The 23,612-nt window shown below is 71.7% G+C and carries 20 protein-coding genes and 1 pseudogene; 7 read left to right on the plus strand and 14 right to left on the minus strand.

The window, feature by feature from the left end; genetic code table 11:
• Positions 1 to 445, minus strand: a 445-nt coding sequence (locus ACWGKT_RS25875; RefSeq protein WP_453275577.1) for a hypothetical protein, incomplete at its 3' end; no start/stop codon positions are given.
• On the opposite strand from ACWGKT_RS25875, the gene ACWGKT_RS25880 reads away from it, so the two are divergent.
• The 6 genes from ACWGKT_RS25880 to ACWGKT_RS25905 all read left to right on the plus strand — a co-directional run bounded on the left by ACWGKT_RS25880 (position 422) and on the right by ACWGKT_RS25905 (position 7,566).
• Positions 422 to 547 (plus strand): hypothetical protein, encoded by a 126-nt coding sequence (locus ACWGKT_RS25880; RefSeq protein WP_356146402.1) that lies wholly within the window; start codon positions 422 to 424, stop codon positions 545 to 547. The genes ACWGKT_RS25875 and ACWGKT_RS25880 overlap by 24 nt on opposite strands.
• 35 nt (positions 548 to 582) lie before the next feature.
• Positions 583 to 2,310 carry an FHA domain-containing protein gene (locus ACWGKT_RS25885; protein WP_453275578.1) on the plus strand — a complete coding sequence of 576 codons (1,728 nt, stop codon included), beginning with the start codon at positions 583 to 585 and terminating at the stop codon, positions 2,308 to 2,310.
• Positions 2,307 to 3,887 carry a protein kinase domain-containing protein gene (locus ACWGKT_RS25890; RefSeq protein WP_453275579.1) on the plus strand — a complete coding sequence of 527 codons (1,581 nt, stop codon included), beginning with the start codon at positions 2,307 to 2,309 and terminating at the stop codon, positions 3,885 to 3,887. The genes ACWGKT_RS25885 and ACWGKT_RS25890 overlap by 4 nt, the downstream gene beginning before the upstream one ends.
• Positions 3,888 to 3,921: 34 nt before the next feature.
• Positions 3,922 to 5,496 carry a hypothetical protein gene (locus tag ACWGKT_RS25895; RefSeq protein WP_453275580.1) on the plus strand — a complete coding sequence of 525 codons (1,575 nt, stop codon included), beginning with the start codon at positions 3,922 to 3,924 and terminating at the stop codon, positions 5,494 to 5,496.
• 65 nt (positions 5,497 to 5,561) lie between these two features.
• On the plus strand, positions 5,562 to 7,058 hold the full coding sequence (locus ACWGKT_RS25900; RefSeq protein ID WP_453275581.1) for an AlkA N-terminal domain-containing protein: 1,497 nt from the start codon (positions 5,562 to 5,564) through the stop codon (positions 7,056 to 7,058).
• 16 nt (positions 7,059 to 7,074) lie between these two features.
• Positions 7,075 to 7,566, plus strand: coding sequence for a methylated-DNA--[protein]-cysteine S-methyltransferase (locus ACWGKT_RS25905; protein WP_453275582.1), 492 nt, complete (start codon positions 7,075 to 7,077; stop codon positions 7,564 to 7,566).
• A gap of 47 nt (positions 7,567 to 7,613) precedes the next feature.
• On the opposite strand, the gene ACWGKT_RS25910 is transcribed toward ACWGKT_RS25905, so the two are convergent.
• The 4 genes and pseudogenes from ACWGKT_RS25910 to ACWGKT_RS25925 form a co-directional block, all read right to left on the minus strand.
• A complete protein-coding gene (locus ACWGKT_RS25910; protein WP_453275583.1) occupies positions 7,614 to 8,351 on the minus strand; it encodes an SIR2 family NAD-dependent protein deacylase in 738 nt (245 codons plus the stop codon).
• A 102-nt stretch (positions 8,352 to 8,453) separates the two neighbouring features.
• Positions 8,454 to 9,074 (minus strand): annotated as a pseudogene (locus ACWGKT_RS25915) (glycosyltransferase family 39 protein); the annotation flags it as partial.
• 398 nt (positions 9,075 to 9,472) lie between these two features.
• On the minus strand, positions 9,473 to 9,967 hold the full coding sequence (locus ACWGKT_RS25920) for an NUDIX domain-containing protein (RefSeq protein ID WP_453275584.1): 495 nt from the start codon (positions 9,965 to 9,967) through the stop codon (positions 9,473 to 9,475).
• A 38-nt stretch (positions 9,968 to 10,005) separates the two neighbouring features.
• Complete coding sequence (locus ACWGKT_RS25925; RefSeq protein WP_356146421.1) at positions 10,006 to 11,100, minus strand: ADP-ribosylglycohydrolase family protein; 1,095 nt, start codon at positions 11,098 to 11,100, stop codon at positions 10,006 to 10,008.
• A gap of 199 nt (positions 11,101 to 11,299) precedes the next feature.
• Between ACWGKT_RS25925 and ACWGKT_RS25930 the strand changes: the two genes are divergently transcribed.
• Positions 11,300 to 12,436 (plus strand): glycerate kinase, encoded by a 1,137-nt coding sequence (locus tag ACWGKT_RS25930; protein WP_453275585.1) that lies wholly within the window; start codon positions 11,300 to 11,302, stop codon positions 12,434 to 12,436.
• Between the two features lie 153 nt (positions 12,437 to 12,589).
• Here the strand turns inward: ACWGKT_RS25930 and pssA are convergent, their stop codons facing one another.
• The 9 genes from pssA to ACWGKT_RS25975 all read right to left on the minus strand — a co-directional run bounded on the left by pssA (position 12,590) and on the right by ACWGKT_RS25975 (position 23,580).
• Entirely contained in the window at positions 12,590 to 13,411 is an 822-nt protein-coding gene (gene pssA / locus ACWGKT_RS25935) for a CDP-diacylglycerol--serine O-phosphatidyltransferase (protein ID WP_356146604.1), read from the minus strand.
• 22 nt (positions 13,412 to 13,433) lie between these two features.
• Positions 13,434 to 14,090, minus strand: a complete 657-nt coding sequence (locus ACWGKT_RS25940) for a phosphatidylserine decarboxylase (RefSeq protein WP_235457368.1) — start codon at positions 14,088 to 14,090, stop codon at positions 13,434 to 13,436.
• A 170-nt stretch (positions 14,091 to 14,260) separates the two neighbouring features.
• Positions 14,261 to 15,466 (minus strand): acyl-CoA dehydrogenase family protein, encoded by a 1,206-nt coding sequence (locus ACWGKT_RS25945; RefSeq protein ID WP_235457369.1) that lies wholly within the window; start codon positions 15,464 to 15,466, stop codon positions 14,261 to 14,263.
• A gap of 3 nt (positions 15,467 to 15,469) precedes the next feature.
• Positions 15,470 to 15,994 (minus strand): MaoC family dehydratase, encoded by a 525-nt coding sequence (locus tag ACWGKT_RS25950; protein WP_225827565.1) that lies wholly within the window; start codon positions 15,992 to 15,994, stop codon positions 15,470 to 15,472.
• Positions 15,995 to 15,999: 5 nt separating this feature from the next.
• A complete protein-coding gene (locus tag ACWGKT_RS25955) occupies positions 16,000 to 16,965 on the minus strand; it encodes an HpcH/HpaI aldolase/citrate lyase family protein (protein WP_453275586.1) in 966 nt (321 codons plus the stop codon).
• Complete coding sequence (locus ACWGKT_RS25960; RefSeq protein WP_356146426.1) at positions 16,962 to 19,010, minus strand: protein meaA; 2,049 nt, start codon at positions 19,008 to 19,010, stop codon at positions 16,962 to 16,964. The genes ACWGKT_RS25955 and ACWGKT_RS25960 overlap by 4 nt, the downstream gene beginning before the upstream one ends.
• A 28-nt stretch (positions 19,011 to 19,038) precedes the next feature.
• Positions 19,039 to 20,382, minus strand: coding sequence for a crotonyl-CoA carboxylase/reductase (ccrA, locus tag ACWGKT_RS25965; protein ID WP_356146428.1), 1,344 nt, complete (start codon positions 20,380 to 20,382; stop codon positions 19,039 to 19,041).
• Positions 20,383 to 20,819: 437 nt separating this feature from the next.
• Positions 20,820 to 21,656: a TetR family transcriptional regulator gene (locus ACWGKT_RS25970; RefSeq protein WP_453275587.1), complete on the minus strand. Its 837-nt coding sequence runs from the start codon at positions 21,654 to 21,656 to the stop codon at positions 20,820 to 20,822.
• A 118-nt stretch (positions 21,657 to 21,774) separates the two neighbouring features.
• Positions 21,775 to 23,580, minus strand: a complete 1,806-nt coding sequence (locus tag ACWGKT_RS25975; protein WP_356146434.1) for a 3-hydroxyacyl-CoA dehydrogenase family protein — start codon at positions 23,578 to 23,580, stop codon at positions 21,775 to 21,777.
• Positions 23,581 to 23,612 lie beyond the last annotated feature (32 nt).

Raw genomic sequence — 23,612 nt, forward strand, 5'->3', positions numbered from 1 at the left:
CTCCGCAGGTGGCGGTGAAGGCGGCGGTAGCGGTGAGAACGGTGACCGTCCTTCCGGTGGCGGTGGTCACGGTGGCGGTGACGGTGGTGGCGAGGGTGGCGGCTCCGGTGGTGGCGGTGGCGGTGAGGGCGGTGGCAGCGGTGAGAACGGTGACCGTCCTTCCGGTGGCGGTGGTCACGGTGGCGGTGACGGTGGTGGCGAGGGTGGCGGCGGTGGCGGTGAGGGCGGCGGCAGCGGTGAGAACGGTGACCGTCCCTCCGGTGGCAGCGGCCACGGTGGCGGCGAAGGCGGTGGCGGTGAAGGCGGCGGCAGCGGTGAGAACGGCGACCGCCCCCAGGGCGGCGGTGGCGAACCCGGCGACGGCGAGAACGGCGGCCGTGGCCGTGTGACCATCGGCGGCTCCGAGACCGTGCGCGGCGGTGTGAACCTCCCCGGTGCCTCCCACATCGGCGACGTCGCCACGCACCTGTCGCCCGCCGCGCCCGGCGCCGACACGGACGGCGGCTTCTCCGACGGGACGTTCATCAGCGGCTCCGGGGCGGGCTGACCCGTCCCATGCTCTGCCACGCCTGTCGCGTCCACGTGCGGCGCGACTTCCCGTACTGCCTGCACTGCGGCACGCTCCGTCGCGGTGCGGCACCGACGTCGTACGCCGCGCCGCACCTGCGCGGCCTCGACGACCCGGACCTGCTCGTCCCGCTCACCGGCCCGGTCACCACGCTGGGCCGGGGCGCGGACAACGACGTGGTCCTGCCCGACGCCAGCGTGTCCCGCAGCCACGCCCGGATCGTCCGCACCGAGTCGGGCTTCCGGGTCGAGGACCTGGACTCGTTCAACGGCACCGCCGTGGCCGGCGTCGACCTGCACGGCGGCGCGGCCCACCTCGCCGACGGCACCGAGCTGTCCGTCGGCGACGTACGCCTGCTGTTCGAGCAGCCCCGCGAGGCCCACATCGGCCAGCGCACCCAGGTCGTCGGCACTCAGCTCACCCAACTCCCCACCGCCGTACAGGAGGAGGCGCCGGAGGCGAACGGGCCGCTCACCGCGCGCCCCCGCCGCCGTTCCGGCTGGGCGCTCAAACAGGTGCCCTCCGACCGCGGCGAGGCCCGCTGGGTGCTGAACAACACCCGCACCGGCATGTACCTGGAGCTGGACGAGCGCGAGGTCTTCCTCTGGCACGCCGTCGACGGCGAGAACACCGTACGGGACCTGCTGTTCGCCTACGCCGACCGCTACGGCGAGCTGGCCCTGCCCCGGATCGAGGCCGCGCTGGCCGCCTTCGCGGACGCGGGACTGCTGCGCGGCCTGCCCGGCCGCTCGGAGGAGGCCGAGCTCAAGGGCTGGCGCCGGGCGGGGCGGGCCCTGTACCGGGCGCTGCTGAAGCTGGAGGTCTCGGTGCCCGGCCTGGACCGGGTCGTCACCCGCGTCTACCACGCCTTCGGCTGGCGGTTCTTCACCCGGACCGGCGTGACGCTGGTCTGGCTGTCGGTGGTCGGCGGGCTCGGCGCGTTCTTCGTCGCACAGGGCAGGCAGCACCTGCTGGACTTCGGCGGGGCGGGCGTCTGGGGCCCGGTGCTGCTCGCCGCCGGATACATATCCGCCCTCGTGGTCCACGAGTTGACGCACGCCCTGGCCGTGAAGTCGTACGGCCGCAAGGTCCGGCGCGGCGGCTTCCTGCTCATGATGGGCATGCCGTTCGCGTTCGTGGACACCAGCGACATGTGGTTCGGCACGCGCCGGTCGCGGGTCGTGGTGGCGCTGTCCGGTCCGCTGTCCACGGCCGCCCTGGCCGGCTGGTGCGCGACGGGAGCGGCCCTCCTGCCCGCCGGACCGGCCTCGGCCGTCCTCTTCCACCTCGCCTTCGGGCTGTACCTGAACACCCTCTACAACTTCAACCCCCTGATGCCGCTGGACGGTTACCAGGCCCTCACCGACGCGCTGCGCGTGCCGCGCCTGCGCGAGGAGGCGAGCGCCTACTTCCGCAAAGGGCTCTGGCAGGACCTGCGCGCGGGCAAGCGGCCCGGACCGCGCCAGGCGGGCATGGCCGCCTACGGCCTCGCGATCGTCGTCGGCACCTACGGCTTCCTGGTCCTCGCCCTGCTGGCCTGGCACTCCCGGATCGGGGACCTGTTGGCGGGGCGGGTGGCCGCGCCGTGGGACGCCGTGATCGAGGGGGCCGTGGTCGCCCTGGTCGCGTTCCCCGTGTGGGCCGCGCCGGTGCGCTGGCTGATACGGCGCGTGCGGCGCCGGCAGGACAAGGCCGGGCAGCCGGCGGCGGCGGTCGCCACGGCCGTGGAGGGGACGGCATGACACAGCACACGCCCGGCACGGAATCCGAGTGGACCGTGCCCGGCTACCAGGCCGTACGCCTCCTCGGCGAGGGCGCCGGAGGCCGGGTCGTCCTGGCCCGGCACACCGCGACCGGCGTACCCGTCGCGATCAAGTACCTGAGCCTGCGCCTGCGGGACGACCGCGAGTTCGTCGCCCGCTTCCGCGCCGAGGCCCGGCTGCTGGGCGAGTTGCGGCACCCGTGCGTGGTGGCGCTGTACGAGTACGTCGAGGCGCGCCGCGGCGCCGCGATCGTGATGGAGGCCGTGGACGGCGTCAGCCTGCGCGCGCTGCTGCGCCGGCACGGGTCGACCGGTCCCGAGGCCGCCCTCGTCCTGCTCAAGGGCTCCCTGCTGGGGCTCGGCGCGGCCCACGCGGCCGGGGTGGTCCACCGCGACTACAAGCCGGAGAACGTCCTGGTCCGCGCCGACGGCACCAGCGCGCTCGCCGACTTCGGCATCGCCGTCCGCACCGGACGCGAGACCGAGGCCGCCGGCACCCCCGCCTACATGGCGCCCGAGCAGTGGCGCGGCGAACCCGCCGGACCGGCCGGCGACGTGTACGCCGCCGCGGCGGTGTTCTTCGAGTGCCTGACCGGACGGCGGCCGTTCCCCGGCGACGACGTGACGGCGCTGCGGCTCCAGCACCTGCGGGCCCCCGTCGCGCTGGACGACGTACCCGCGCCGGTCCAGGGGCTGCTGCGCGAGGGCCTGGCCAAGGACCCGGCCGAGCGGCCCGGCGTCGAGGAGTTCCTCGCCGACCTCGAACGGTCCGCCGTCGAGGGGTACGGCGCCGACTGGGAGGAGCGCGGACGGCGCCGGCTCGCCGAACTCGCCGCGCTGCTCTCCCTGTTGTTCCCGTTCACCGCCACGGCCACGCTCGACGGGTCGGCGCGGGCCCTGACCCTGCTGGGCCGGGTGAAGCGCGGTGGCTGGAAGGCCGCGGCGGGGGCCGCCGCGCTGGCGGTCGTCGTCGGCGGGGTGACGTCCGCGACGGCCCGGCCGCACGACACGGCGACGACGGCGGCCAGTTCGGTGCCGTCGGTCTCCGGCGCGCCCCTGCCGTCCGGCACGCTCGGCACCTCGGCGGCCGCGACGCCGACCTCCGCGCCGCCCACGACCGGTACCCCGTCCTCCGGCACCCCGTCCGAGAGCCCGACGACCACGCCCTCCGAGAGCACCGCCGCGCCGGTGGGGTCACCCACGCCGACGACCCCGAGCACCGTCGCGACCACGCCCACGGACTCGCCCGGCACCATCACGATCACCATCGGCTCCTGGCAGCGCGGGTCGGCCCCGGGCACGCTGATCGCCCAGGCCACCGTCGACACCACCGGCACCGGGCCCCTGACGGTCACCGCCGACTTCTACGTCGACACGCCCGCCGACCCCTACGGCAGCCAGACGCAGCCGCTGTCCGGCAGCACGCACTACCCGGTGACCTTCACGGCCGACTTCTCGAACCACCCGTGCCGGGGCACCTGGATCGTCTCCCTCACCAGCACCCCGGCGCCCGCCGGCGGGCCCCGGACGGCGTCGCTCGACGCGCCGCCGTGCTGAGCGCCGTACCGAGCCGGAACGAGAACGGATCGACATGACGACAGTCACCACGGTCGCCGGGCGACCCCTGTCGGACTGGTCGCGGGACACGCGCCACGGCACCTGGCACGCGCTGCTGCCGGCCCGATCCGGCGACCCCGCGCTCGGCGTGCTGCGCGTCGACCGCGCCCTGCTCGCCCCGGAGGGCACGCGCGAGCGGCTGGCCGTCGCGGTACTCGCCGTGGGCAGGCTCCGCCTGCCCGGCGTCCTCGGCACGGTCGACCTCGTCGCGGAGGCCGGGGAGGTGTGGCTGCTCACCAGCCGCCCACCGGTACCCACGGTGGCCGACCTGCTGGACGCCACCGGCGCTGCCACAGGCGACGCCTCCGGTCCGGACGCCGGCAGCGTGGCCAGCGTGCTCAACGAGACCGCGCAGACGCTGCTCGCCCTGCACGCGGCCGGCCTCACCCACGGGGCGCTGGGCACGGACACCGTCGTCTGCGCACCGGACGGCGTCGCCCTGCTCGCCGAGTCCGCGCTGGGCACGGTCCTCGGCGACGCGCGGGCCGCCGCCGGGCGCGAGGCCGACGTCCTGGCCTGGGCCGCCCTGGCCCGCACCCTCGCCGACGCGTGGACGGGCGCCGGCACCCCCGCGGCCGACCTGTTCGCCCGCTGCTCCGCCACCGCCGAGTCCGAGGGCCTCGCTGCGGCCCGGGACGCACTGGTGGCCGGCCGCGCGGCGCTCCCGGCGGACTTCCTGCGCCGTACGGCCCTGCGCGCGGCGGTGACGGCGACGACTCCGGAGCTGACCGCGGCGCCGACGGTGGTCGAGCCGACGGCGGTCGAGCCGACGGCGGATGAACCGGGAGCGCCGGTCCAGAGCGACCGTCCTGAGGACCGGGGTCCCGGGGCTGCGGGCCCCGACCCCACCGTCCTCGTTCCCGCGGCGGACCAGGGCGCCCCGGCCGACGCACAGCTCACCATGCCCAGCCGTGCCCGTCGCGCCCGTACCCCCGACCCCGCCCTCCCGGACGAGCAGGCCACCGTCCTCGGCAAGCGTCACCGGACCGGGCCCGTCCACCCCGCACCGGAACAGCACGACCTCGTACCGACCGCCACCGGAGCGGACGCCGACGAGATTCTGCTGCGGTTCGGTCCGGGTGTTCCCGTCGAGGGGCAGGAGGCGCTCAGGGGCCGGTGGAGCGCCGCGGCCCCGCCGCCCGACCCGCGCGAGCGAAGACGCCGGGGCTGGATCGCCACGACCGCGCTCCTCACCGTCGTGGCCGTCCTGCTGTGGCTGCTGCTGCGTCCGGACCCCGCCCCCACCGTCACCGCCGTCGAAGTCCAGGCACCCACCGGGAAGTTGCACTGCGGTCAGACCGCCGACATGGTCGGCGTGGTGCGCACCGACGGCCGCGGCGGCCCCGTGACCTACCGCTGGCTGCGCAGCGACGGCCACGACACCGGCGAGTTGGTCCGTACGGCCCACAGCGGCGAACGCCGGGTCACCGTGCACCTGCGCTGGACGGTCCGCGGCCCCGGCACCTTCCACGGCACCGCCCGTCTGCGCGTCGCGCACCAGCGGACCCCGGTCGAGGGGGAGGCGACCTTCACCTACGTCTGCTCCTGAGCCCGGCGACCTACGTGTCGGATTCTCGCCAGCGGCCGTCCCCGCCCGTGGTCGATGCTGGACGCATGCAGACAGGGATGCACCTCGAACGGGAGCGCTGTGTACGTGCCGTCCAGTCCAAGGACGCGCGGTTCGACGGATGGTTCTTCACGGCCGTCCTGACGACCCGCATCTACTGTCGGCCCAGCTGCCCCGTCGTACCCCCCAAGCCCGAGAACATGACGTTCTACCCGAGCGCGGCCGCCTGCCAGCAGGCCGGCTTCCGGGCCTGCAAGCGCTGCCGGCCCGACACCAGCCCCGGCTCCCCGGAGTGGAACCAGCGCGCCGACCTGGTGGCTCGCGCGATGCGGCTGATCGCCGACGGCGTGGTCGACCGCGAGGGCGTGCCCGGACTCGCCGCCCGCCTCGGCTACAGCACCCGCCAGGTCGAACGCCAGCTGCTCGCCGAGCTCGGCGCCGGCCCCCTCGCGCTCGCCCGCGCCCAGCGCGCCCAGACCGCCCGGCTCCTCGTCGAGACGACCCCGCTGCCGATGGCCGAGATCGCCTTCGCGGCCGGCTTCTCCTCGATCCGTACCTTCAACGACACCGTGCGCGAGGTCTTCGCCCTCTCCCCGAGCGAGCTGCGCAGCCGGGTCCCGCGGCGGTCCGCCCCGAGCACCACCCCGAGCGCCACCCCGGGGACGCTGTCCCTGCGCCTCCCCTTCCGCGCCCCGCTCAACCCCGACAACCTCTTCGGGCACCTGGCGGCGACCGCCGTACCGGGGGTGGAGGAGTGGCGGGACGGCGCCTACCGGCGGACGCTGCGCCTGCCGTACGGCCACGGCATCGTGGCCCTGACCCCCCGGCCCGACCACATCGCCTGCCGTCTCACCCTCAGCGACCTGCGCGATCTCACCGTCGCCATCAGCCGCTGCCGCCGCCTGCTCGACCTCGACGCCGACCCGGTCGCCGTCGACGACCAGCTGCGCACGGACCCGCTCCTCGCGCCGCTGGTCGACAAGGCGCCGGGCCGGCGCGTGCCACGTACCGTGGACGAGGCCGAGTTCGCGGTGCGCGCGGTGCTCGGCCAGCAGGTCTCCACGGCCGCCGCCCGTACCCACGCCGCCCGCCTGGTCACCGCGCACGGCAAGCCGGTGGACGATCCGGAGGGCGGTCTGACCCACCTCTTCCCGGCACCGGAGGCGCTCGCCGGCCTCGACCCGGAGCGGCTGGCGATGCCGCGCACCCGCCGGGCCACGTTCACCACACTCGTCGGTCGGCTGGCCGGCGGCACCCTTCATCTGGGGGTGGAGAGCGACTGGGCACAGTCCCGCGCCCAGCTGCTGTCGCTGCCCGGCTTCGGTCCCTGGACGGTGGACGTCATCGCCATGCGCGCGCTCGGCGACCCCGACGCGTTCCTCGCCACCGACCTCGGCATCCGGCGGGCCGCCCAGGAGCTGGGCCTGCCCTCGACCCCGGCCGCGCTCACCGCCCGCGCGGCGGCCTGGCGGCCCTGGCGGGCGTACGCGGTGCAGTACCTGTGGGCGACCGACAGCCACCCGATCAACTTCCTGCCCGTGTAAGGACGTAGGACACCCGATGAGCCCGACGAAACAGCACACCGTCACCGACAGCCCGTACGGCCCCCTGACCCTCGTCGCCGACGACGGCGTCCTGTGCGGCCTCTACATGACCGACCAGCGACACCGCCCGCCCGAGGAGACCTTCGGCGAGCGCGACGACACCCCGTTCGCCGCGGCCGAGGCGCAGCTGGCGGCCTATTTCGCGGGCGAGTTGACGGAGTTCGGCCTCGAACTGAGGCTGGAGGGAACGCCGTTCCAGCGCCGCGTCTGGGAGGGGCTGACGAAGATCCCGTACGGCGAGACCCGGACCTACTGCGAACTCGCCGAGTCCCTGGGCAATCGCAACGCTTCCCGCGCCGTCGGCCTCGCCAACGGCCGCAACCCGGTCGGCATCATCGTGCCCTGCCACCGGGTCATCGGCTCCACGGGCAGCCTCACCGGCTACGGCGGCGGCCTGGACCGCAAGCGCCGCCTGCTGGACTTCGAGCGGGGTACGGCACTGTTCTAGCCCCTGCCCAGGCGCTGTCCGTGCTCTGTCCGGGCCCTGCCCAGGCTCTATGCGGCGTACTCCGTGGACAGCTGGGACAGCAGCGCCGGCAGCGCCGTGCCGATCGGCTCGCGCACGACCTCCTGTGCGCGGTCGTCGTACGGCGTCGGCTCGGCGTTGACGATGATCAGTCGGGCGCCGTGGTCGGCGGCGACACCCGCGAGGCCGGCGGCGGGCTGGACCTGGAGGCTGCTGCCCACGGCGATGAACACCGTGCAGGCCTTGGTTATCGCGAGGGCCTCACCGAGGACCACGGGATCGAGCCGCTGGCCGAACATGACGGTGGCCGACTTGAGGATCCCGCCGCACTCCAGGCACGCGGGGTCCTCCTCCCCGGCCTCGACCCGCGCGAGCGCGTCCTCCATGGGCCCCCGGGCATGGCACTGGGTGCACACGAACTGCCGTGCGGTGCCGTGCAGTTCCAGCACCTTGCGGGCCGACAGGCCGACGAGCTGATGCAGCCCGTCCACGTTCTGGGTGATCACCCGGACCGGGATCCCGGACTTCTCCAGCTCGGCGACGGCCCGGTGCGCGGCGTTCGGCTCGGCCTTCAGCGTCCTGTTCCTGCGCCGCATCTGCCACGACCGCCGCCGGATCTCCGGATCGCCCATGTAGTACTCGTACGTCACGAGCTTCTCGGCCTCGGGATCCTTGCGCCACAGCCCGTTGGGACCGCGGTAGTCGGGGATGCCGGAATCGGTGGAGATCCCTGCGCCACTGAGGATGGCGACGAGTGGCCTGTTCATAGGCCCGAGAGTAGGACGTGTGCCTGCTCGGAGCGAGCGGATATCCGAGCGAGCGGATGCCGGGGCGTGCCCCACCTGTCGGCTCCGCCGGACGGCCGCGGTTCATGTGTCGTTGCGTCGGTACACCGTCACCCTGCGGCCCCGGACCTGCTCGTCCGCCACCGGCGTGAAGTACTTCCTCAGTACCGAGGTCTTCATCCGGTCTCGCTTCGCCGACACCGGTCTCGCGACCTTCGGTGCGTCCGTCACCAGGAGGATCCGTCGCTGGGCCAGCATCGCGGCGCGGATCCGGGCCGGGCCGGCCTCCACGCCCTTGAGGGTTCCGGACTTCCGCGGGCTCTCGGCCAGCGCTACGTCCCCCAGGCCGGTGAAGGCGTGCGGAGAGACCGACTTGGTGTCGCGGCGCGCTGCCGGTACGAAGAGGACCGCGTCTCCGGGCTCCTTGAGCCGCCGTACGTCCGCCGCCACGGCCAGGACGTCGTCCACCCGGCTCGCCGCGGAGCGCTTGGCCAGCGACTGGGGCAGCAGTGCCGTCATCGCCACGGCGATGGTCACGGGGAGGATCCACGGGGCCGCCCTCGGGAAGCGCGGCGCGGCCGCCCGTATCGCCGTGCCCAGTGCCGTACCGATCAGCAGCGCCAGACCCAGCAGACTGAACAGGACGTACCGGTCCAGGAACAGCGGCTGGACCAGGGAGAGGCCGATCAGGATGAGCTGAGGCACCACGTCGGCTTGTACAACGGTCTCGCCCGGCTGGGGCTGTACGCCTCGCTGGCCGCGGGCATCGCCGCCCTGCTCGGCGCCCTGGCGCTGGCCACGCACGCGGCCGCGCTGGCCCTGACGTACAAGGTCGACGTACTGGGCGCCCTCAAAGGCGAACTGCCCGCGCGAGCGGCGTCCATCAGCGTCTACCTCGTCCGTGTCCCCGCGCTGCTGCTCGCTCTCGGTATCGCCACGGATGTCACCCTCGCGAGCCGGGACGTACTGACACGCCAGGAGAACCGGGACATCTACAGCACCGTGGGCGACGCGGTCTCGATCCGTCTCAACGGCGCTTTCGCCATGCACATGGACCAGTTGGCCGCGCGTTGCCGATGGGGGCGGGTCCGGCGGTGCCGGGCTCAGGCGGCGCGGTGGCCGTTTTCCAGTTCGGCCGTTCCGGAGCCGTCCGTCAGGGTGTCCAGGGCGGCCAGGACGCGGCGGCCCAGGGCGCCCGGCAGGTGGTCGGTGATCTCCTCGCGGGCCACCAGGCGCCAGGACAGGAGTTCCTCCTCCTGCAGCCTGATCGCCGCGAAGTCGTCCTCGCCGAGGACGCCGCCGTCGTACAGGTACGCCACCAGCGGCGGCCGCCCCGTGCCGTGCACCCAGTCCACCGCGAGGAGCCGCCCGAGCTCACGGTCGAGGCCGATCTCCTCGGCCGTCTCCCGGCGCGCGCCCTGGCGCGGGGTCTCCCCGTCGTCGGACTCGATGGTGCCGCCCGGCAGCGCCCACCCCTCGCGGTAGTTGGGCTCGACGAGCAGCACCCGGCCCTCGGCATCGCGGAACAGGGCGGCGGCCCCGGCGAGCACGCGGGGGAGGCCCGCGATGTACGTGGCGAAGTCTTGAGTGGTGGTCACCCGGGAAGAGTAACCAGCCCGTGCGACGCCGACGGGCCCTAGACCGCCGTGTGCGTCGGCTGGAGCGCCGCCCCCGCCAGCCGCAGTGTCCGTTCCGCCAGGTCGCTGATCCGTACCCCGTCGAAGCCGAACACGGCGCTGCGGACCGTGTCCTCCAGCGGATCCTTCCACTGCGCCGGGATCGCCTCCGCGCCCGTCAGCACCCCGGCCACCGAGCCCGCCGTAGCACCGTTGGAGTCCGTGTCCAGGCCTCCGCGCACGGTGAGGGTGATGGTGCGGGTGAAGTCGCCGTCGCCGTAGAGCAGCCCCGCGGTGAGGACGGCGGCGTTCGGGATGGTGTGGATCCAGCCCAGCCCGGCCGTCTCCTCGGACACCGTGGCCAGCGTGTCTTCCCAGCTCATCCGGGTCTCGTGCAGCGAGATGACCCGGCGCACGGTACGCGCCAGACGGCTGCTCGCCGGTACGACGGTGAGCGCGGTGTCGATCGCGTGCCGGATCGTCGGCGCCGCGAACGCCGCCGAGATCAGCGCCGCCGCCCACATCGCGCCGTACACGCCGTTGCCGGTGTGCGACAGCACGGCGTCCCGGCGGGCCAGCGAGGCGGCACGGCCCGGGGCGTCCGGGCAGGTCCAGCCGTAGACGTCGGCGCGGATCAGGGCGCCGATCCACTCCTGGTACGGATTGTCGAAGGTGGCCGTCAGGGGTGGCTTCAGTCCGTTGGCGAGATTGCGGTAGGCGGCCCGCTCCGCCGTGAAGGTCTGCAGATACGGCAGCCGCAGCAGCCACAGGTCGCCGACCTGCTCGGTGCTGAAGCCGAAGCCGTGGGTCTCCAGGAGGTGCAGGCCGAGAATCGCGTAGTCGACGTCGTCGTCGCGGCAGCTGCCGTGGATGTGGCCGCGCACGCACTGGCGCCACTCCGGGCGCAGCTCGAAGCCGTCGTTCTCGTCGGCGGGCTCGGGGAGGTAGTCGGTGAGCGGCAGGGCTGCGGCCTGCCGCAGATAGCGGTCGATCCGATCGCGCGTCCACAGGTCGCCCTGCTCGACCGGTTTGCCGAGCATGTTGCCCGCGATCCGGCCGAGCCAGCCCCCCAGGATGCGGTCGGCGAGCTCTGGCTCAGTGCCCACAGGGGTCATAGCAGAAGGTTTACCCAATTCCGGGCGCCCGTGCGCGCGGTTCGGCGCTCGGGCGCACAACGGGTTCGCGGGCCCTTCCCAGGGTTCGGGCGGGGCATGACGGCGGGGGCGTGCTCCGGTTAAGGTCGCAGCGGCGCGACTGGCCCTGACGTGCGCAGGGCCCGGAGAGCAAGGGGTAAGCAAGGTGGCGGACGCTGCAGTGAACGAGACCCGACGGGTGCTCATCGCCGCGGACAAGTTCAAGGGCTCGCTGACGGCCGTGCAGGTCGCCGAGCGGGTGACGGCCGGGTTGCGCCGGGTCGTGCCGGGCCTGGAGGTGGAGTCGCTGCCGGTGGCCGACGGCGGCGACGGGACCGTGGACGCGGCGGTCGCCGCCGGGTTCGAACGGCGGGAGGTCCGGGTCGCGGGGCCGCTGGGGCAGGAGGTCACCGCCGCGTTCGCGCTGCGCGGCGACACCGCGGTGGTGGAGATGGCCGAGGCGAGCGGGCTGCAGCGGCTGCCGGCCGGTGTCTTCGCGCCGCTCACCGCGTCGACGTACGGCTCGGGCGAGCTGCTGCGCGCCGCGCTGGACGCCGGCGCGCGGACGATCGTGTTCGGCGTCGGCGGCAGCGCCACGACGGACGGCGGGGCCGGGATGCTCTCGGCGCTCGGCGCGCGCTTCCTGGACGCGGACGGCGAGCCGGTGCCGCCGGGTGGCGGCGGGCTGGCGGAGCTGGTGCGCGCGGACCTGTCCGGTCTGGATCCGCGACTGTCCTCGGTCGATCTGGTGCTCGCGAGCGACGTCGACAATCCGCTGACGGGGCCGAAGGGCGCGCCGGCGGTGTACGGCCCGCAGAAGGGTGCCTCGCCGGACGACGTGGCGGCGCTGGACGCCGCGCTGGCTCACTTCGCGACGGTGCTGGAGGCGGCCGTCGGTGCGCGTGCGGCGGAGTTCGCGGCCTCGCCGGGGGCCGGGGCGGCGGGGGGTATCGGGTACGGGGCGCTGCTGCTGGGGGCGCGGTTCCGGGCCGGCATCGAGGTCATGCTGGACGTGCTCGGGTTCGGGCCGGCGCTGGAGCGGGCCGATCTGGTGATCACCGGTGAGGGGTCGCTGGACGAGCAGACGCTGCACGGGAAGGCTCCGGCGGGGGTCGCCGCGGCGGCTCGGGCCGCGCGCAAGGAGGTCGTCGCGGTGTGCGGGCGCCTGGCGCTGTCCGCGGAGGTGTTGGAGCGGGCCGGGATCGGGCGGGCGTACCCGCTCACCTCGGTCGAGTCGGACGTCGCCCAGTGCATCGCGGATGCGGGGCCGATCCTGGAGCGCGTCGCCGCCCACATAGCCGAGGACCACTTGCGCTGAGGCCCACTCTCTCCCACCCATCCCCCCACCCACCGGCCTTGGCCAACTGACAAGCGCCCGTCGCGCAAGGGCGCGGAGCACCCCGTACATCCAAAAGGGGCCCCGGACCGTTCCCGGTCCGGGGCCCCTTTGGTGTGGCTTCAGCGGCCGGCGTTACGGCAGCTGCGCGGCCCGCGCCTCGCGGCGGTTGTCGCGGAAGTTGTTCACTCGGCGGGCCGTGGCGAACAGGGGGATCACCGCGCCCATGACCAGCTGCAGGGCGCAGCCGGTCTGGAGGAGGAGCTGTCCGCTGGGGGCGTCGAAGGCCCATGCGGCCAGGAGGCCCATGGACAGGACGATCCAGGCGAGCATCGCCCCGGCGAGCCGGCCCCGCGGCTTCGGGTACTCGACCCGGCTGACCATCAGCCACGCCGTGCCCAGGATCGCCAGGAGTGTCGCCACGAAGGGGAGCTCCAGGAGCACGATGGAGACCACCGTCAGCGCTCCGAACGGGCTCGGCATGCCCTGGAACATGCCGTTGGTCGGTGTCACGCAGGAGAAGCGCGCCAGACGCAGGACGACGGCCAAGAGCACCACGATTGCCCCGAGCGCCGCCATTCTCTGGTGTGCGTCGTCCGCCACCATGCCGTAGACCAGGACGAAGTACGCGGGCGCCAGCCCGAAGCTGATCAGGTCGGACAGGTTGTCCAGCTCCGCGCCCATCGGCGAGCTGCGCAGCTTGCGCGCCACCAGGCCGTCGAACAGGTCGAAGACCGCCGCGCAGAGCATCAGGATGACCGCGGTGGCGGCCGAGTGGCGGGCCATGCCGGCCGACGCGTCGTCGCCCGTGAGGTGCGGGATCAGGATGCCGGTGGTCGTGAAGTACACCGCCATGAAGCCGCACGTGGCGTTGCCGAGGGTGAGGGTGTCGGCTATTGAGAGGCGGAGAGAGAGGGGCATCTCCTCCTCGTCGTCCACCTCGTCGGCCTCGGGCACCCAGCCCGCCTGTGTCTCCGGATCAATCACGGTCAATGCGAGTCACCCCAGCCACGGTCTTCTGACCGACCTCGACCGCGACCTCCACGCCCTCGGGCAGGTAGAGGTCGACACGCGAGCCGAAGCGGATCAGACCGATCCGGTCGCCCTGCTCGACCTTCGTGCCCTGGGGGATGTAGGGCACGATACGGCGGGCCACCGCGCCGGCGATCTGGATCATCTCGATGTCGCCGAGTTCGGTGTCGAAATGCCAGACTACGCGCTCGTTGTTCTCGCTCTCCTTGTTGAACGCGGGAACGAAGCCACCGGGGATGTGTTCGACGGACGTCACGGTGCCCGCGAGGGGCGCCCGGTTGACGTGGACGTTGAGCGGGCTCATGAAGATCGCGACGCGGGTGCGCCCGTCCTTCCACGGCATGATGCTCTGCACCACACCGTCGGCGGGCGAGATGACCCGGCCCGTGGCGATCTCGCGCTCGGGGTCGCGGAAGAACCACAGCATGCCCGCCGCGAGCGCGGTGGCGGGCACGGCGACGGCCTTGGCCGCGCCGGAGCGGCGTGCGCGGGCCAGGCTGAGGGCTGCGGTGGCGACGGTCGGGAGAAGCCACGGCGATGCTCCGCGCGCGAGGCGTACGCCGACCCGGCTGTCTCGTGGTGCAGAGGTTTGGCTGTGGGGCATGGATGACCTTCGTAGCGGATGATGCCGCGCAATGACGGGGGACGGCGGCTTTCCCGGGATCGTACCGGTCGCGGGCCGCAACTCGGCAAGCCAGGAAGCCGAGTCGGAAGCCGAAACGTGCCTACGGGGTGTGATCTTCTTCTCGAAGAAAACACCCCGTATCCACACAATCAGCCCTGGAACCGATACTCTTCGAGCAGTCGGCGCCCGATGATCATTTTCTGGATCTCGGCGGTACCTTCACCGATCAGCAGCATCGGCGCCTCGCGGTAGAGGCGCTCGATCTCGTACTCCTTGGAGAAGCCGTAGCCGCCGTGGATCCTGAAGGCATCTTCCACGACCTCCTTGCAGTACTCGGAGGCGAGGTACTTCGCCATCCCCGCTTCGAGGTCGTTTCGTTCCCCGGAGTCCTTTTTGCGAGCCGCGTTGACCATCATGGCATGCGCGGCCTCGACCTTGGTGGCCATCTCCGCGAGCTTGAACTGGATGGCCTGGTGCTGGGCGATCGGCTTACCGAAAGTGTGACGCTGCTGGGCGTACTGGACGCCGAGCTCGAACGCACGCTGCGCGACACCGCAGCCACGGGCCGCCACGTTGACCCGGCCGACCTCCACGCCGTCCATCATTTGGTAAAAACCTCGGCCGGTGACGCCGCCGAGCACCCGGTCGGCCGGAATGCGCAGGCCGTCCATGATGAGCTCGGTGGTGTCGACACCCTTGTAGCCCATCTTGTCGATCTTGCCGGGGATGGTCAGACCCGGGCGGACCTCGCCGAAGCCGGGCTCCTTCTCCACCAGGAAGGTCGTCATGGACTTGTGCGGGGCCGTGCCCTCGGGGTGTCCTTCGTCACTTCGGACCAGAACGGCCACCAGTGACGAGGTGCCACCGTTGGTCAGCCACATCTTCTGACCGTTCAGGACGTACTCGTCGCCGTCCTTGACCGCCTTCGACGTGATCGCCGACACGTCCGAGCCGAGGCCCGGCTCCGACATCGAGAAGGCGCCGCGGATGTCGCCGGCCGCCATGCGGGGCAGGAAGTGGTCCTTCTGCTCCTGCGTGCCGTGCTGCTTGAGCATGTACGCCACGATGAAGTGCGTGTTGATGATGCCGGAGACCGACATCCAGCCACGGGCGATCTCCTCGACGCACAGGGCGTAGGTGAGGAGCGACTCGCCCAGGCCCCCGTACTCCTCGGGGATCATCAGACCGAAGAGGCCGAGTTCCTTCAGGCCGTCCACGATCTGCTGCGGGTACTCGTCGCGGTGCTCCAGTCCGGTCGCGACCGGAATGATCTCCTTGTCGACAAAGTCCCGAACGGTGGAGATGATCTCCTGCTGGACGTCGGTCAGACCAGCGGTCTGGGCGAGACGGGCCATGGCCTACTTCTCCGTCTTTTCCGTGGGTGCGTTCAGTTCCGGGCGGCCCGGCTGCTCGCCGCCGCGCTCCTTGATGTACGTCTCGGTGGGCACCATGACCTTGCGGCGGAAGACGCACACCAGGGTGCCGTCCTGCTTGTAGCCCTTGGTCTCGACGTAGACGATGCCGCGGTCGTTCTTCGACTTCGACGGCCACTTGTCCAGCACCGTCGTCTGACCGTAGATCGTGTCGCCGTGGAAGGTCGGCGCCACGTGCTTGAGCGACTCGATCTCCAGGTTGGCGATCGCCTTGCCCGAGATGTCCGGCACGGACATGCCGAGCAGGAGGGAGTAGATGTAGTTCCCCACGACGACGTTCTTGCCGAAGTCCGTCGTCTTCTCCGCATAGTTGGTGTCCATGTGGAGCGGGTGGTGGTTCATCGTGAGGAGACAGAACAGGTGGTCGTCGTACTCGGTGACCGTCTTGCCGGGCCAGTGCTTGTACGTCGCCCCGACCTCGAACTCCTCGTAGGTGCGTCCGAACTGCATCGCGCTCAGGCCTCCGGGATCTCGAACGTGCTGGTGCGCCGCATGCCGGCGGCCCGGCCCTTGCCCGAGATGACCAGGGCCATCTTGCGGCTGGCCTCGTCGATCATCTCGTCGCCGAGCATCGCGGAGCCCTTCTTGCCGCCCGCCTCGGACGTGTAGTAGTCGTACGCGTCCAGGATCAGCTCGGCGTGGTCGTAGTCCTCCTGGGAGGGCGAGAAGATCTCGTTGGACGCCTCGACCTGGCCCGGGTGCAGCACCCACTTGCCGTCGAAGCCGAGCGCGGCGGCGCGCTGGGCGACCGCGCGGTAGCCGTCGATGTTGCGGATCTGCAGGTAGGGACCGTCGATCGCCTGGAGGTTGTTGGCGCGGGCGGCCATCAGGATCTTCATCAGGATGTAGTGGTAGGCGTCCGCCGGGTAGCCGGGCGGCTGCTCGCCCACGACCAGGGACTTCATGTTGATGGACGCCATGAAGTCGGCCGGGCCGAAGATGATCGTCTCGACGCGCGGCGAGGCCTGGGCGATCGCGTTGACGTTGTTGAGGCCCTGCGCGTTCTCGATCTGCGCCTCGATGCCGATCTTGCCGACTTCGAAGCCCATCGTCTTCTCGATCTGCGTCAGCAGCAGGTCCAGGGCGACGATCTGCTCGGCGTTCTGGACCTTCGGCAGCATGATGCAGTCGAGGTTCTGGCCGGCGCCCTCGACCACCGTCACGACGTCGCGGTACGTCCACTCGGTCGTCCAGTCGTTGACGCGCACGACGCGCGTCTTGCCCGTCCAGTCACCCTCGTTGAGGAATTTGACGATGGTGTGCCGCGCCTCGGGCTTGGCCAGCGGCGCGCACGCGTCCTCCAGGTCCAGGAAGACCTGGTCGGCGGGGAGGCCCTGCGCCTTCTCCAGGAAGCGGGGGTTGCTTCCCGGGACCGCGAGGCAGGAGCGTCGCGGACGCAGACGGTTGACGGGCGTGGTCATGCGGGGACCTCCAGGGGGTCGAGCTTGTTCGCTTTCCGGATCTCGTCGACGATGCGCCCGATGATGCCGGTGATGTCGAAGTCCTTCGGGGTGAAGACCGCGGCGACTCCGGCGGCCCGCAGCTCTTCGGCGTCGCCATTCGGGATGATGCCACCGGCGATCACCGGTATATCTGTGGCACCCGCCACACGGAGGCGTTCCAGCACGTCCGGCACGAGCTGGGCGTGCGAGCCGGACAGGATGGACAGGCCGACCGCGTGCACGTCCTCGGCGAGGGCCGCGTCCACGATCTGCTCAGGGGTGAGCCGGATTCCCTGGTAGACCACCTCGAAGCCGGCGTCACGGGCCCGCACGGCGATCTGCTCGGCGCCGTTGGAGTGCCCGTCCAGGCCGGGCTTGCCGACCAGGAAGCGCAGCTTGCCGGTGCCCAGGTCGCGGGCGGTGGCGTCCACCTTGGCGCGGACCTCGGCCAGCGCCGAGCCCGCCTCCACCGGGACGGCGATCGGCGCGGACGACACGCCCGTCGGAGCGCGGAACTCGCCGAACACCTCCCGCAGCGCGCCCGCCCATTCGCCGGTCGTGACACCGGCGCGAGCGCACTCCAGGGTGGCCTCCATGAGGTTGTCGGTGCCCTTGGCGGCCTCCTTCAGCCGGTCCAGCGCCTTGCACGGGCGCGGGTGGTTGAAGGGCGGCTGGTAGCGCGTGTCGCGCCAGCGGCCGATCGCCTCGACGACCTGCGCCTCCACGGCCGGGTCGACGGTCTGGATCGCGGTGTCCAGGTCGGCGGTCAGCGGGTTCGGCTCGGTCGTCTCGAAGATGTTGACGCCGACGATCTTCTCCTGGCCGGACTCGATACGACCCCGGCGCTCGGCGTGCGAGGAGACCAGCTGCGACTTGAGGTAGCCGGACTCGACGGCGGCCATCGCGCCGCCCATCTCCTGGATCCGGTCGATCTCCGCGAGGGACTCCTCGACCAGCTCGGCCACCTTCGCCTCGATGACGTGGGAGCCCTCGAAGATGTCCTCGTACTCCAGCAGGTCGCTCTCGTGCGCCAGCACCTGCTGGATGCGCAGGGACCACTGCTGGTCCCAGGGGCGCGGCAGGCCGAGGGCCTCGTTCCAGGCGGGCAGCTGGACGGCACGCGCGCGTGCGTCCTTCGACAGCGTCACGGCCAGCATCTCCAGGACGATGCGCTGGACGTTGTTCTCCGGCTGCGCCTCGGTCAGCCCGAGGGAGTTGACCTGGACGCCGTACCGGAAGCGGCGCTGCTTGGGGTTCTCGATGCCGTACCGCTCGCGGGTGATCTTGTCCCAGATGCGGCCGAACGCCCGCATCTTGCACATCTCCTCGACGAATCGGACGCCCGCGTTGACGAAGAAGGAGATCCGGGCGACGACGTCGCCCATGCGCTCCTGCGGCACCTGGCCGCTGTCGCGCACCGCGTCGAGGACGGCGACGGCGGTGGACATCGCGTACGCGATCTCCTGCACCGGTGTGGCCCCGGCCTCCTGCAGGTGGTAGCTGCAGATGTTGATCGGGTTCCACTTCGGGATGTGGGAGACCGTGTACGCGATCATGTCCGTCGTCAGGCGGAGCGACGGTCCCGGCGGGAACACATGGGTGCCCCGGGACAGGTACTCCTTGACGATGTCGTTCTGGGTCGTGCCCTGGAGCTTGGTGATGTCCGCGCCCTGCTCCTCGGCGACGACCTGGTAGAGCGCCAGCAGCCACATGGCGGTGGCGTTGATCGTCATCGAGGTGTTCATCTGCTCCAGGGGGATGTCCTGGAACAGCCGGCGCATGTCACCGAGGTGCGAGACCGGCACGCCGACCCGGCCGACCTCGCCGCGGGCGAGGATGTGGTCGGGGTCGTAGCCGGTCTGCGTCGGCAGGTCGAACGCGACCGACAGGCCGGTCTGGCCCTTGGCGAGGTTGCGCCGGTACAGCTCGTTGGACGCCTCGGCCGTGGAGTGGCCGGCATACGTGCGCATGAGCCACGGCCGGTCCTTCTCCCGCTTCGCCTCGGCGGGCTGACGCTCAGTCATCTGTGACCTCGGGGTGCTCGGGGGGCGCTCAGATGTTGCGGAAGCGGTTGATGGCGTCGATGTGCTTGGCGCGCAGTTCCTCGTCGCGCACGCCGAGGCCCTCCTCGGGGGCGAGGCACAGCACGCCGACCTTGCCCTGGTGGAGGTTGCGGTGCACGTCGAACGCGGCCTGGCCGGTGTCCTCCAGGGAGTACACCTTCGACAGCGTCGGGTGGATCTTGCCCTTCGCGATGAGGCGGTTGGCCTCCCAGGCCTCACGATAGTTGGCGAAGTGGGAGCCGATGATCCGCTTCAGCGACATCCACAGGTAGCGGTTGTCGTACTCGTGCATGTAGCCCGAGGTCGAGGCGCAGGTGGTGATGGTGCCGCCCTTGCGGGTGACGAAGACCGAGGCGCCGAAGGTCTCGCGGCCGGGGTGCTCGAAGACGATGTCGATGTCCTCGCCGCCGGTGAGCTCCCGGATGCGCTTGCCGAAGCGCTTCCACTCCTTCGGGTCCTGGGTGTTCTCGTCCTTCCAGAACTTGTAGCCCTCGGCGTTGCGGTCGATGATCGCCTCGGCGCCCATCGAGCGGCAGATGTCCGCCTTCTGGTCGCTGGAGACGACGCAGATCGGGTTGGCGCCGCCGGCCAGCGCGAACTGGGTGGCGTACGAGCCGAGGCCGCCGCTGGCGCCCCAGATCAGGACGTTGTCGCCCTGCTTCATGCCGGCGCCGTTGCGGGAGACCAGCTGGCGGTACGCGGTCGAGTTGACCAGGCCCGGGGCGGCGGCCTCCTCCCAGCTGAGGTGGCCGGGCTTCGGCATCAGCTGGTTGGACTTGACCAGGGCGATCTCGGCGAGACCGCCGAAGTTGGTCTCGAAGCCCCAGATGCGCTGCTCGGGGTCGAGCATCGTGTCGTTGTGGCCGTCGCTGGACTCCAGCTCGACGGACAGGCAGTGCGCGACGACCTCGTCACCGGGCTTCCAGGCGTTGACGCCCGGGCCGGTGCGCAGGACGACGCCCGCGAGGTCGGAGCCGATGATGTGGTACGGCAGGTCGTGGCGCTTGGCCAGCTCGTTGGTGCGGCCGTAGCGCTCCAGGAACCCGAAGGTGGACAGCGGCTCGAAGATCGAGGTCCACACCGAGTTGTAGTTGACCGAGGAGGCCATGACGGCCACCAGGGCCTCGCCCGGGCCGAGCTCGGGCACGGGGACCTCGTCGAGGTGGATCGACTTGCGCGGGTCCTTGTCGCGGGTCTGAAGACCCTCGAACATCTCCGTCTCGTCCTTGTGCACGGTGATCGCGCGGTAGGACTCGGGGAGCGGCAGGGCGGCGATGTCGGCCGGCGTCGATTCCGGCGACTGGATCGCGGCGAGGATGTCCTTCACGGTCACGGTGTTGCCTCCGGCGATGAGCGCCCTGAGGGAGGGGCGCTGAGGGTTGCGTCGGTGCTGCTGAGGGTGGTGATGAAGGTGCCGTCGGTTCGGCTGGGTGGTGCTTCGGCAGCGCTTTGTGGCGCGGGAGGTTGCCTGTGACGCAGGCGTCCGGGCGCGCAGGCCATCGGCTTGCGGGGACAGCCGACGTGCGAATGGTCTCTGCACGCCGGCCGCCCGGACTCCTTCAACGTATGACACCGCGTGTCACCTCGCAAGGCACTGAGTGCCAGAACTTGCTCTCAGGTGAAATCTTTACGTAACAAATGAGCGATGATCGATCGAACAGGCTCTTAAATCTGCTCGAAAAGGTGCTCTGACATGCCAAAACGGCCACCCGGTGGGGTGGCCGTCATCACAGCGCGGCGTAGGGTCGCGCGGGGTGGTCGAGGGGCGTCTCAGCGGTCCTTGAGCGCCTGCTCGATGGTCCGCATCACCTCGTCGAGCGGGGCGTCGGTGCGGGCCACCGTCACCAGCACGTCGCCCATCTCGGAGACCGCCGCCGGGGTGGTCGCCGCGGGCTTGGGGGCCGAGGAGCGCCCGGCGCCGATCCCGTTGCCGAAGGTCTTGCGGACGATCGCGAAGGCGTGGTCGAGCTGCGCCTCCACGTCGCCCTGGCCGCCGGCCCGCAGCCAGCGCCGCAGGACGTGGTTGTGGGCGGTGACGACCGCGGACGCGGCGACCTCGGCCAGCAGCGGGTCGTCGTTGGCGTCGTCGTCGTGGGCGTGCTCGTCGAAGTGGCCGAGGAGGTAACGGGTGAAGAGGCGCTCGTAGCGGGCCACCGACGCGATCTCGGCCTCGCGCAGGGTGGGCACCTCGCGCGTGAGCTTGTAGCGGGCGACCGAGATCTCCGGCCGGGCCGCGTACATCCGCATGACTTCCTTGATGCCGCGGCACACGGTGTCGAGCGGATGCTCGTGCGCGGGGGCGGCGTTGAGCACGGCCTCCGCCCGGATCAGGGTGTCGTCGTGGTCCGGGAAGATCGCCTCTTCCTTGGAGCGGAAGTGGCGGAAGAAGGTGCGGCGCGCGACCCCGGCCGCGGCCGCGATCTCGTCGACGGTGGTCGCCTCGTACCCCTTGGTAGCGAACAGCTCCATCGCGGCGGCCGCCAGTTCTCGGCGCATCTTGAGCCGCTGGGCGGCGGCGCGACCGCCTGCGGCACTTTCCGGCGCGTCGGGCGTAGCTGGTGTACGGGAGGACTTGGCGGGCTGGGACATGACCCGAACGTACTGCATGTGCGCAGCGTGATGCGCATGTCCAGGGTTTCCCCCGCCCGGGTGGGGCGGGGGTCCGCCGCTGGGGCCGAGCAGCCCGCCCCAGTCCGCGTCGTCGTCGAACCAGTCGCCGGATGCCTCAGCGGCGCGCATATTCGCGGAAGCCGCGGCCGGTCTTGCGGCCGAGGCAGCCCGCGGCCACCAAGTGCTCCAGGAGCGGCGCCGGGGCGAGGCCCGGGTCGCGGAACTCGCGGTGCAGGACCTTCTCGATCGCCAGGGAGACGTCGAGCCCGACCACGTCCAGGAGCTCGAACGGGCCCATCGGGTAGCCGCCGCCCAGCTTCATCGCCGCGTCGATGTCGTCGAGGGACGCGTAGTGCTCCTGCACCATCTTGATCGCGTTGTTCAGGTACGGGAACAGCAGCGCGTTCACGATGAACCCGGCACGGTCGCCGCAGTCGACGGCGTGCTTCTTGATACGGCCGCAGACCTCGCGGACCGTGGCGTGGACGTCGTCCGCCGTCAGGACCGTGCGGACGACCTCGACCAGCTTCATGGCCGGCGCCGGGTTGAAGAAGTGCATGCCGATCACGTCCTGCGGACGCGAGGTGGCGCGGGCGCAGGCGACGACGGGCAGCGAGGACGTCGTGGTGGCCAGGACCGCGCCCGGCTTGCAGACCTTGTCCAGCGTCGCGAACAGCTGCTGCTTGATCTCCAGGTCCTCGGCCACGGCCTCGACGGCCAGGTCGACGTCGGCGAAGGCCTCGTAGGAGCCCGCCGGGGTGATCAGGTCCAGGGTCTGCGCGGCCGCCTCGGCGGTCATCCGGCCCTTGTCCACGGAACGGGCCAGGGACTTGCCGATCCGGGCCTTGGCGGTCTGCGCCTTCTCCTCGCTGCGCGCGGCGAGGACCACCTGGTAGCCGGCCTTGGCGAAGACCTCGGCGATGCCGGAGGCCATCGTGCCGGAACCGGCGACACCGACCGAGCGGACGGTGCGGCCCGGGGTGAGGGAGGCGCCCTCCAGCGGGGTCAGCGCGTCCCGCACGACGGTGGCGCTGCCCGGGGCCTCGTACGAGTAGAAGCCGCGACCGGACTTGCGGCCGGTCAGGCCCGCCTCGCTGAGCTGCTTGAGGATCGGCGCGGGGGCGTGCAGCCGGTCGCGGGACTCGGCGTACATGGCCTCCAGGACCGTACGGGCGGTGTCGACGCCGATCAGGTCCAGCAGGGCCAGCGGGCCCATGGGCAGGCCGCAGCCGAGCCGCATCGCCGCGTCGATGTCCTCGCGGGAGGCGTACTTGGCCTCGTACATCGCGGCGGCCTGGTTGAGGTAGCCGAACAGCAGACCGTCCGCCACGAACCCGGGGCGGTCGCCGACCGCGACCGGCTCCTTGCCCAGCTCGATGGCGAGGTCGGTGACCGCGGCGACGGCCTGGGGCGCGGTCAGCACGGAGGAGACGACCTCGACGAGCCGCATGGCCGGCGCGGGGTTGAAGAAGTGCAGTCCGAGCACGCGCTCGGGGCGCGCCGAGTCGGCGGCCAGGCGGGTCACCGAGAGGGCGTTGGTGCCGGTCGCGAGGATCGTCTCCGGACGGACGATGCCGTCCAGCTCGCGGAAGATCTGGTGCTTGATCTCGTACGACTCCGGGGCCACCTCGATGACGAGGTCGGCCTCGGCCGCGGCCCGCAGGTCGGTGGAGGTACGGATCCGGGCGAGGGCGTCGGTGCGCTCCTGCTCGGTGAGCCGGCCGCGCTGCACGGCACGGGCGGTGGAGGACTCCAGGACGGCGACCGCGTGGGCGGCGGCGGCCTCGCTGATGTCGATGCCGACGACCTCGCGGCCGGCCTTCGCGAGGACCTCGGTGATGCCGGTGCCCATGGTGCCGAGACCGACGACGGCAATGGTCTTGAGGTGGGACAGAGAGGTGTCGGACAGGGGAGTGGCCATCGCGGGACTCCAGAAATGAGGGGTGGTGACGA

Source organism: Streptomyces sp. NPDC054794, assembly GCF_053611585.1.